The 10,348-nt window shown below is 68.5% G+C and carries 7 protein-coding genes and 1 pseudogene; all 8 read right to left on the reverse strand.

Annotated features, from left to right (window positions below):
• Window positions 1-176: 176 nt before the first annotated feature.
• Window positions 177-281: pseudogene (locus tag G0Q01_RS14380) on the reverse strand (FtsW/RodA/SpoVE family cell cycle protein); the annotation flags it as partial.
• A gap of 86 nt (window positions 282-367) precedes the next feature.
• Complete coding sequence (secD, locus tag G0Q01_RS14385; RefSeq protein WP_164213576.1) at window positions 368-2,962, reverse strand: protein translocase subunit SecD; 2,595 nt, start codon at window positions 2,960-2,962, stop codon at window positions 368-370.
• Between the two features lie 588 nt (window positions 2,963-3,550).
• Window positions 3,551-4,825, reverse strand: coding sequence for a hemolysin family protein (locus G0Q01_RS14390; RefSeq protein ID WP_164213577.1), 1,275 nt, complete (start codon window positions 4,823-4,825; stop codon window positions 3,551-3,553).
• Window positions 4,826-4,831: 6 nt separating this feature from the next.
• Window positions 4,832-5,860, reverse strand: coding sequence for a TerC family protein (locus tag G0Q01_RS14395; RefSeq protein ID WP_164213578.1), 1,029 nt, complete (start codon window positions 5,858-5,860; stop codon window positions 4,832-4,834).
• A 118-nt stretch (window positions 5,861-5,978) separates the two neighbouring features.
• Window positions 5,979-6,611 carry an exopolysaccharide biosynthesis protein gene (locus tag G0Q01_RS14400; protein ID WP_164213579.1) on the reverse strand — a complete coding sequence of 211 codons (633 nt, stop codon included), beginning with the start codon at window positions 6,609-6,611 and terminating at the stop codon, window positions 5,979-5,981.
• Window positions 6,608-8,326: a YbaL family putative K(+) efflux transporter gene (ybaL, locus tag G0Q01_RS14405; protein WP_164213580.1), complete on the reverse strand. Its 1,719-nt coding sequence runs from the start codon at window positions 8,324-8,326 to the stop codon at window positions 6,608-6,610. Before ybaL ends, G0Q01_RS14400 begins: the two co-directional genes overlap by 4 nt.
• 168 nt (window positions 8,327-8,494) lie before the next feature.
• Complete coding sequence (locus G0Q01_RS14410) at window positions 8,495-8,869, reverse strand: hypothetical protein (RefSeq protein ID WP_164213581.1); 375 nt, start codon at window positions 8,867-8,869, stop codon at window positions 8,495-8,497.
• A 177-nt stretch (window positions 8,870-9,046) separates the two neighbouring features.
• The coding region (locus G0Q01_RS14415; RefSeq protein ID WP_164213582.1) for a glycosyltransferase at window positions 9,047-10,348 on the reverse strand (1,302 nt) is incomplete at its 5' end.

Here is a 10,348-nt window from a genome sequence, read left to right on the forward strand (position 1 = left end):
ACTACTCGACGCTCCCTCGGCCGTCCTTGGAGTTTCCGCGGATCTTGGTATTCGGATGTCTCGTCGCACGCATGCGCGCTGGGTGCGGACCCCTCAAATTGCTCAAGCGCTCGCCGAGATACAGGCCAACTTACTACCGACATACCTCCGCGCCATTTTCACATGTCAGCTAGGCGTCATCTTGGGCGATGCACATGCGCGCATTGGACGAAGCCGAAGGCGACCATCACCGCGATCATCGCCGAGCCGCCGTAACTGACCAGCGGTAGCGGCACGCCGATTGGTGACGAGATATGTCATCGTGCATGCGCTCCGAACTTGGGATGAGACCCCGCCGGCACAAACCGGCGGGGTCGCGAGCCGGGGCTCAGCTGTGGGTGGCTGCCAGCGCTGCCTCGCGCTCCTCGCGGCTGCGGCGGTCGACGCCGAGCATCAGCACGATGTTTTTCGCCACGTAGATCGACGACCAGGTGCCGATGACGATGCCGAAGGTGATCGCGAAGACGAAGCCGCGGATCACGTCACCGCCCAGCACCAGCAGCGCAATCAGCGCCACCAGCGTGGTGAGCGAGGTCATCAGCGTGCGGCTCAGCGTCTCGTTGGCCGAGAGGTTCAGCAGCTCGCGCAGCGGCATCTGCCGGAACTTGCGAAGGTTCTCGCGCACCCGGTCGAAGACCACCACCGTGTCGTTGATCGAGTAGCCGAGGATGGTCAGCAGCGCCGCTACGATGGTCAGGTCGACCTTGAGCTGGAACAGCGCGAAGACCCCCAGCGTGACCACCACGTCATGGACCAGCGCGGCGACCGCGCCCACCGAGAACTGCCATTCGAAGCGGAACCAGACGTAGACGAGGATCCCCGCCGTCGCCGCGCCGACCGCCATGAGCGCCATCCAGAGCAGTTCCGCGGACACCTTGCCGCCGATCGTCTCGACCGAGGTGAAGGCGATGCCCGGATCGGTCTGGCGCAGCGCGACCTGCACCTGCGACAGCGTCTCCTGCGAGAGCGCCGCGTCGCCGTCCTCGGCGCCGATGCGGATCGAGACCACGTGCTGATCGGGCGCGAAGGTCGGGTCGAACACTTGGGTGATCACCGCGTCCTCCATGCCGATCCCGGCGAGCGCGGCGCGGTAGGCGCCGATGTCGAGCTCCTGGTGGGTTTCGCCGCGGATGCTGGTGCCGCCCTTGAAGTCGATCCCGAGGTTGAGCCCCATGGTGGCGATCAGGAAGACCGAGACCACCACCGCCAGCGCCGAGGCGCCGAAGCTGGCGTATTGCGCGCGGAAGAAGTTGATCGAGGTCTTCTCGGGCAGGCGCGAGAGCAGGCCGCGCATGGTGAAGCTCTTCGGCTTGCGCCATTCGAGCCAGCGCCGCAGCACCAGCTTGGTGACGAAAATGGCGGTGAACATTGAGGTCAGGATGCCGAGACCCATGGTGACCGCGAAGCCGCGCACCGGGCCCGAGCCGAGCCAGAACATCAACCCGGCGGTCAAGAGCCCGGTGAGGTTCGAGTCGAGAATGGCCGAGAAGGCGTTGTCGAAGCCCTTGCCGACGGCGCGCCAGACCGATTTCTCGACCCGCAGCTCCTCGCGGATGCGCTCGAAGATCAGCACGTTGGCATCCACCGCCATGCCCATGGTCAGCACGATGCCGGCGATGCCGGGCAGGGTGAGCGTGGCGCCGATGGCCGACAGCAGGCCGATCAGCATGGCGATGTTCATGCCGAGCGCGAAGGTGGCGACGAGGCCGAGCCCGCCGTAGCTGAGCACCATGAGCGCGCAGACCGCGACGAGGCCGACCGCGGCGGCGCGGGCGCCGGCGGTGATGCTGTCCTGTCCGAGCTCCGGCCCGATGGTCCGCTCTTCGAGGAAGCGCAGCTCGGCGGGCAGGGCGCCGGCGCGCAGCAGGGTCGAGAGCTCGGTTGTCTGCTCGACGGTGAAGCTGCCGGTGATGATCCCCGAGCCGCCGGGGATGTGGCTCTGGATCACCGGGGCCGAGAGCACCTTGCCGTCGAGCACGATGGCGAAGGGCTCGCCGATATGGGCGGCGGTGAAGTCGCCGAAGGCGCGGGCGCCGGAGCTGTCGAAGCGGAAGGTCACCGCCGGGCGGCCGTTCTGGTCGAAGCTGGGCTGGCTGTCGGTCAGGTCCTCGCCGGTGACCACGGCGCGCGGATCGAGCGTGTAGCTCTGTTCGGGCTGGCTGGCCGAGGGCAGGGTGATCGCATCCGGCCCGGCGCTGGCGAGCACGGCATTGAACGAGAGCTTCGCGGTGGTGCCGATGAGGCTCTTGAGGGTCTCGGCGCTGTCGATGCCCGGCACCTCGATGAGGATGCGGTCCTGGCCTTGGCGCAGGATGGTCGGCTCGCGCGTGCCGGCCTCGTCGATGCGGCGGCGGATGATCTCGAGGCTCTGCGCCACGACGCGGTCGGCCATCTCGGCGCGGCCGGCCTCGGTGAAGCGGATGACGAGGATGCCGCCCTCGGCCGTGGCCTCGATGTCGGACTGGCCGGCACCGGCCAGCGAGCTGACCGGGGTGGCAAAGCCGCGCGCGGCCTGCAGCGCGGCATCCATGCCCTGCGGCTCGGAGATCGAGATGCGCAGCTCGCCCGTGGGGGCATCGACGCGGCGCAGCGTGCCGACCTGCGCGCGTAGCTCCCGCAGCGCGTCGCGCAGCTCGGGCCACAGCCCGTCCATGCGCTCGCGGGCAACGCCGTCCACGTCAACCTCGGCCAGCAGATGCGCGCCGCCGCGCAGGTCGAGCCCGAGGTTCACGAGGTCGGAGGAGAGCCAGCTTGGCCAGCCGTCGGTGCTTGAGACGGGTGCTGTGGTGTCCGTCGCGGTCTGTGCGGCGAGGTCGTTGTGCTGCTCGACGCGGGCATAGAAGGCGTTGGGCAGGGCCAGCCAGAGGCAGAGGAGGCAGACACCCCATATGCCGAGGCGTTTCCAGAAAGTTGGTCTTTGCATGATGGTTCCCGGACAGATCCCGATGCCGGAGCAACAAGGGACGTGTCGTTATGTCTTGGTGAGAAGAGAAGTTCGGAAGAGCTGCCCCGGCGCGGGCACTGATGGGTCCAGCGGCAGATGGGGCTCAGGGGATCATGCGAAGGGAGGGGCGCGCGGTGGATGGGCAGGGCAACCCCTCTCGCCTGCGAGGGCGCAGGCGGGCGCGGTAAACACGCATCGCGCCGACGCGCGGGGCGGCGCCTGATGAGATGGCTGGGGCGGCATTGCGCGCAGCCAGAGCGGGTCGGGTCGCGCGGCGTCGATGGCGCGCAGGCTTGCGCGTTCGGCTGCCGCCGGTGGCAAAATGCCCTGCGGCCCGGGGTGGGCCGGGCCGTCGATCGTCGCCTCGGCGGCCAGGGCCCCGGCCAGTGGCATGTGCGGCGAGGGATGCGCAACGACGGCAGACAGCACGACAAGAAGGGCGACGAGCGCCCCGATCCTGCCGGCAATCCGCGTGACCCCGATCCTCATAGTACGGATCTCACAACCACGGCTCAGCGCCGCGGGAGCCGCGGTGCGCCAGGGTGGAGAACGGTGTCCCACCCGATGTCATGAGAGCTCCTCGCGGCTGACCAGCAGCTTGTCGATGCGCCGCCCGTCAAGGTCGACGACCTCGATGGTCCAGGCGCGCCAGCTCAGCACCTCGCCGACCTGTGGCAGGCGGCCCATCTCGTCGAGCACCAGCCCGGCGACGGTGGAATAGGCGCGGCCCGGCGTCAGCGTCACGCCGAGATGGTCGGCGAACTCGTCCACCGGCATCGCGCCCGCCACCAGCATCGAGCCATCGGCGCGGATGACCAGCTCCTCTGCCTCGGGCGCGGCGCCGAAGTCCCCGGCGATGGCCTCGAGCACGTTCATCGGCGTCACGATCCCCTCGAAATGGCCGTATTCGTCGTAGACCAGCACCATGTGCGCGGGCGCGCCGCGCAGCGTCTCGATGAGGTCGAGCGCGGGCATGCCGTCGCGCACCACCGGCGCCTCGAGCAGGCGCGCTCGCGGGTCGAGGCGCCTGCCATCGGGGCTCAGCAGGTCATGCGCTGCCAGCACGCCGATCACCTCGCCGTCGGGGCCGTCGCGCACCGGCATTCGGGTGAGCCCGCTGTCGCGCAGCTGCGCAAGAAGCCGGGCGGGCGGGTCGGTCAGGTCGAGCAGTGCGACCTCGTGGCGCGGAGTCATCAGGTCGCGCGCGGCACGGTCGGCGACGCGCATGACCCCGGCGATCATCTGCGTCTCGGCATGTTCCAGCACCCCGGCGCTGCGCGCCTCGGTCAGCACCTGCCGCACCTCGGCGTCGCTGACGTCGGAGCCGCGGTCGCCCGACTGGCCGAGCAGCGCGAGCACCGCCTTGCCCGAGCGGTCGAGCAGCCAGACCAGCGGCGCGGCGACCAGCGCAATGCCGCGCATCAGCGGCGCGACGCGCGTCGCCACGGCCTCTGGCGCGCGCAGGGCGATCTGCTTGGGGACCAGCTCGCCGACGATCAGCGACAGGTAGGTGATGGCCACCACCACGCCGCCGACCCCGAGCGACTGCGCCGCCGCGGGCGAGAGGCCCCAGTTGCCTAGCGCCGCGGCCAGCCGGGTGCCGAGCGTGGCGCCCGAGAAGGCACCCGAGAGCACGCCGACCAGCGTGATGCCGATCTGCACCGAGGACAGGAAGCGGCCCGGGTCCTCGGCAAGGCGCAGCGCGGTGGCGGCGCCGCTGCGCCCCTCCTCGGCCATGACCTTCAGCCGGGCGGGTCGGGCCGAGACGATGGCCAGCTCGGACATGGCGAGCAGGCCGTTGACGAGGATGAGCGCGAGGACGATGGCAATATCGAGATACATGGGCGGTTACCGGGTCTCGTGTGCGGTCTTGGCATCGGGCACGGGGGCGGGCATGGGCGCGGGCGGAGGCGCGCCGCGGGTCTTCCACAGCGAGTAGGCCACGCCCGCGGACAGGATGGCGAAGGTGATGCCAAGCGACCAGACCGGCGGAAATTTCTCCCAGCCCATCAGGTCGGCGATGAAGATCTTCGAGCCGATGAACACCAGCAGCACCGACAGCGCGTATTTCAGGTAGGCAAAGCGCCGCAGGATCGCCGAGAGCGCGAAATAGAGCGCCCGGAGCCCGAGGATGGCGAAGATGTTCGAGGTGTAGACGATGTAGGGATCGGTGGTGATGGTGAAGACCGCCGGCACCGAGTCCACGGCGAAGACGAGGTCGGCGATCTCGATCACGATCAGCGCCAGCAGCAGCGGCGTCGCGTAGCGCAGGGTCCTGCCGGTGACGGGGTCGGTCTGCTTCACGGTGAAGCCGTGGCGGTGGATCTCGTCGGTGACGCGCAGCCGACGCTTGAGGAACCGCACGACCGGATTGCTGGCGAGGTCATGCTCTTCGGTGTCGCCGGTCCAGAGCATCTTGATCCCGGTGAGGAACAGGAAGCCGGCGAAGAGGTAGAGCACCCAGTGGTACTGCTCGACCAGCGTCGCGCCAAGGCCGATCATGATGCCGCGCAGCACGATCACCCCGAGGATGCCCCAGAACAGCACGCGGTGCTGGTAAGCGGCGGGGATGGCGAAGAAGCCGAAGATCAGCGCGATGACAAAGATGTTGTCGAGCGCCAGCGTCTTTTCCACCACGAAGGCGGTCAGGTACTGCGCCGCGGGCTTGGTCCCGAGCTGCCACCACACGAAGCCGCCGAAGGCGAGGCCGAGCGAAATGTAAAGGGCCGAGGTTTCCAGGCTTTCGGCCACCCCAATGACGTGGTCGTCGCGGTTGAGCACGCCGAGATCGAAGACCAGCAGTGCGAGCATGATCGACAGGAAGGTCAGCCACATCCACAGGGGCTGCCCGAGAAACAGGGTCAGAAGGATATCCAAGGTGGACCTCATCGAAGAAACGCGCCGCGAGGCTCGTGGTGGGAGGGACGGCCGGACCGTGCGAGGGTGCCGGTCGGGCAGGCCTGCGCGCGTGGCGGCGTGGGGGAGCAGACGGCGCTCAGAGCGGCCATAGCAGCGCCACCGCCTTGAGCAGGGTCCAGAGCACGCCCCAGACCAGCGCGACCGAGACCCCGGCCACGGCAAAGCCGAGCAGCAGGCACAGCCCGTCGCGCTCGAGCAGCCCCAGCGCGAAGAGGCTGATCGCGAGCGCCGGCAGTATGTTGCCCAGCGGGATCGGCAGCAGCAGGATTACCGAGAGGCCGAGGCAGACCGCACCGGCGGCGCGCAGGACGAGCGGCGTGGTCATCAGCGGCAGCCTCGGACGCAGCAGCCGCTCGGCGCGCTGCAGCAGCGGCACCATGCGGGCGAGGATCGCGCGGAACCCGGCCGCGCTGGTCGAACGCTGGAGGACGGTCCTCGGCAGTCGGGGCGGGCGACGCAGCATCAGCTGCCATGACAGGTAGACCAGCGGCCAGCCGAGCAGGCCCGACACCCCGGGCGGCATCGGCACCACGTTGGGCAGGGCGAAGACCAGCATCAGCGCCGCGCCGCTGCGGCCGGCGAGCAGGTGCATCAGATCGCCGACCGAGAGGCGCTCGGCCGCAGCTTTGGCCGGCGGAAGCCCGGCGCCGGTGCTGTGCCCGAGCAGCAGCGCCGAAAGCGGCACCTTGGGGCGCGGGAGGTGCATCATGCCGCGCTCCCCCGCGCCGCACCGCGGGCCCTCGGCGAGGGCACCAGCCCGGCCAGACCCCGCGCCACCTCGAGATCGCCGCGCACAATGTGATCGACACCGCTGTCATAGAGATGCGCCACCTCGCCCTCGGCATCGGCGCGACCGAGGATCTCGATCTGCGAGTTCGCCTCGCAGGCGCGGCCCGCCAGGGTGCCGGCCTCGAGCGCGCTGGGGATGGTCAGCACCAGCACCCGCGCCGCGGCGAGGTTCGCCCGCGCCGGCAGCGTCTCGTCCTGCGCAAGCCCGACGAGCGCCGCGTGCCCGGCGGCGCGGGCCTTGGCGCAGCGCTCCGGCTGGTCGTCGATCACCAGCACCGGATGGCTCCCCGGCGCCAGCAGCGATGCCACCTGCGATCCGATCCGCCCGTAGCCGACGATTACTACGTGATCCGCCGGGGGAGGGGGGGCGTCGCTGCCGGCCGCGGCGGGCTCGGACGGCGTCTCGGCCTGTCGCCGGCGCGCCAGCCCGTCGATGCCGCGGAACAGCGCCGGGTTCAACAGGATCGAGATCATCGCGCCGCCGAGGATCAGCCCCTGGCCCTCGGCCGGCAGCAGCCCGAGCTCGGTGCCGAGCACGGCGAGGATGAACGAGAACTCGCCGATCTGCGCGAGGCTGGCGGCGATGGTCATCGCGGTCTGCCGGTCATGCCCGAAGCCGCGGACGATGCCATAGGCGACGGCCGACTTCGCGCCGACGATGGTCGCCACGGTGGCAGCGAGGGCGAGCGGCGCGGCAAGCAGCGTGCGCGGATCGAAGAGCATGCCGACAGAGACGAAGAACAGCACGGCGAAGGCGTCGCGCAGCGGCAGCGTGTCCGAGGCGGCGCGGCTCGACAGCGGCGACTCGGCCATCACCATGCCGGCAAAGAAGGCGCCGAGCGCCAGCGAGACCCCGAAGAGATGCGCCGAGCCGAAGGCGACCCCCAGCGCGATCGCCAGCACCGCCAGGCTGAACAGCTCGCGCGAGCCGGTACCGGCGACGTATTGCAGCGCGCGGGGGATGACCCGCCGGCCGACGATCAGCATTAGCGCGATGAAGCTGAACACCTTAACGCCGGTCAGCAGCAGGGTCGTGGCGATCGGATTGAGGCCGAGCGACTGGAACAGGTCTGCGCCCTGGGTTGCGCCCGGCGCCGGTGCGTCGCCGCCGAGCAGGCCGGCGAGCGGTGGCAGCAGCACCAGCGCGAGGACCATCACCAGGTCCTCGACGATCAGCCAGCCGACGGCGATGCGGCCGCGCTCGGTCTCGATCAGGCGGCGGTCCTGCAGCGCGCGCAGCAGCACCACGGTCGAGGCCACGGAGAGCGCGAGCCCGAAGATCAGCCCTCCGCCCCAGCCCCAGCCGAGCCCCCAGCCGAGCGTGGCGCCGACCAGCGTGGCGGCAAGGATCTGGCCTAAGGCGCCGGGGATGGCGATCGCCTTGACCGCTCCAAGATCTTTCAGCGAGAAATGTAGCCCGACCCCGAACATCAGCAGGATGACGCCAATCTCGGCGAGCTCCGAGGCAAGGTGCTGGTCGGCGACATAGCCGGGGGTGAACGGGCCGATCAGCACGCCGGCCAGCAGGTAGCCGGCGAGCGCGGGAAGCCGCAGCCGCTGCGCGGCGAGGCCGAGGAGGCAGGCGAGCACGAGGCCCGCAACGATGGTTGCGATGAGAGGGGTGTCGTGAAGCAAGTTGGGATGCCCTTGACTGGAAGCGTCGACATGGAGCGAGACGACTGCGCGGGCGCAGGGCCGGGCGTGCCATCGTCAGCGCAGGCACCCCGGCGCCGGGGCTCCGCCAGGGGCGGGGCACCAACGCAGCTCACCCGGCCCGCGCGGCGCGGGTCGGGGTTTCGGATGTCAGGCTTGTGGAGGGCTTCTTGCGCGGGGTCTGCCGGGGGGCAGCCCCTCCGACGGCGGCGGCGCGCGCGGCGCGGCCAGCACCAGGTAGCGCGGCGGTGGCGGCGTCACCTCGGGGATCGCCGGAAGCGTGCCCGGGGCCGGGGATGCCGCGCGCGGCTTGTGATGGTCGATGAGCGCGACCGCCGGCGAGAAGATGACCGCATCCGTGGTGAGCGTGGTGCGCAAGGCCGCCGAAAGCTCGGCCCCGCTCTTCGACAAGTGGGGGCCATGTCCGCGCGTCGAGACATCAACCTGAAGAAGCCCGATCGCGAGGATCAGGCTGCAAAACAGCAGGTGGAGTGTGGGGGCAAGGCGGGACAGGGCTGCGGGCATATCTTCTGGAGATGGGCGTCGGTGCGGTGAATGCAATGGGCGCACGGCGCCGGCAGGCAAAATTTCTGGGATTTGGGTGGCGCAGGTTGCACGACGTGAGGGACGCAAGGACTGCAAACAATCCTAAGTAGCGATCGGTCTGCCATGAGGCCCTGAGACGAACTACGCTCTTGCGGGTTACGACCTTGCACTGTGGGTGCTGACCCCTTCAATCTCATGGCTTGCGCTCGCGGCGAGGTAGATTTCTGCGACCGCGGCAGAAAACGCCTCAACAGAATGTTTCTTTGCTTGCTCGAGTCCAGCGCGGGCCAGTTCGCGGCGGTCACGCGCGTTGATCAAAAGCCCATGAATGGCGTCTGCCCATTGCTCGGTATCTTCATCGGTGAGGATGCCGGTAATTCGGTTCTCCACGAAAGCGTCCACGCCGGTCGCATTGACGGCGACCACAGGGAGGCCGGCGGCCATCGCTTCAAGGATGACCATGCCCTGAGTCTCGGAAACAGATGCGAAAACGAAGATATCTGCAATGCCGAGGTAATCCGGGATTTCATCTCCCGAAACCGCACCTACGAGCCGGACCTCCGAAGTGAGTTCCTTGTCTCGAATGACGTCCGTCAAATGGCGTCGCTCGTCGCCTTCGCCAATGATCAAGAGCCGAAACGCCGGGGCTCCTCGTTCCTTCAGCTTTCGCATCGCGGCGATCATGAAATCGAGGTTCTTCTCCCGGGAAAGGCGTGAGACGGTGACTAGGATCTTGCGACCGTCAGGATTGAAGCGGGCGCGAAGCTCTCCAAGCTGACCCTTATCACAAGCCTGGAACCGGGCTGTTTCGACGCCGGTCGGTTGGACATGCACGGGCCGGTCGACACCAATCAGTCTGATATAGTCTCGTGTGACGGGTGTGGGCACGATGATTTCGTCGCATTGATTGGCAAACCGCCGCACAAGCCAATGGGCGATCACGTTCCGGAACAGGGCGCCGGGCAGTGGGATGGCATGTGCGAACTGCTCGAGCCGCGTGTGATAGGTGAACACTGCGGGGATCTTGAGACTGCGGGCCATTCTGAGCCCAAGAGAACCCAGCCAGAACGGGTGGTGGATATGAATGACATCGGGCTCGAAGTCGCGAACCGCTCGCCAGGTGCCTGAGTGGATGGGATTGGCAACGCGGATCAGATTGCCCCTGCCGCCTAGCGTCGGCACGCGCAGCACACTTTGCTCGTCGGTTTGGCCGTCATAGGTCGGGGCGACCACCAGGACATCGTGACCCTGACGTTCCAGTCCGGTCTTCAGACGCTCCACCGAGATCGCCACGCCCCCGACAAACGGCAGGTAGGTATTGGTGAACATCACGATCCGGAGCGGACGGTGAGGCAGCTTCGAGGTCCGCAGGGCGTAGTTGGGATAGTACCGTCGTTCCCGGAACAGCCGATTGTACAGATACACGCAGGTGACAACGAGCGCGGACACGATCAACAG

This window comes from Salipiger sp. PrR007, from assembly GCF_010499845.1.
GTDB classification, from domain to species: Bacteria; Pseudomonadota; Alphaproteobacteria; order Rhodobacterales; family Rhodobacteraceae; genus Salipiger; species Salipiger pacificus_A.

Coding starts and splice junctions, on each gene's coding strand:
- G0Q01_RS14410 (WP_164213581.1), bottom strand. CDS start 8,869: ATGCCCGCAGCCCTGTCCCGCCTTGCCCCCACACTCCACCTGCTGTTT.
- G0Q01_RS14390 (WP_164213577.1), bottom strand. CDS start 4,825: ATGTATCTCGATATTGCCATCGTCCTCGCGCTCATCCTCGTCAACGGC.
- G0Q01_RS14400 (WP_164213579.1), bottom strand. CDS start 6,611: ATGATGCACCTCCCGCGCCCCAAGGTGCCGCTTTCGGCGCTGCTGCTC.
- secD (WP_164213576.1), bottom strand. CDS start 2,962: ATGCAAAGACCAACTTTCTGGAAACGCCTCGGCATATGGGGTGTCTGC.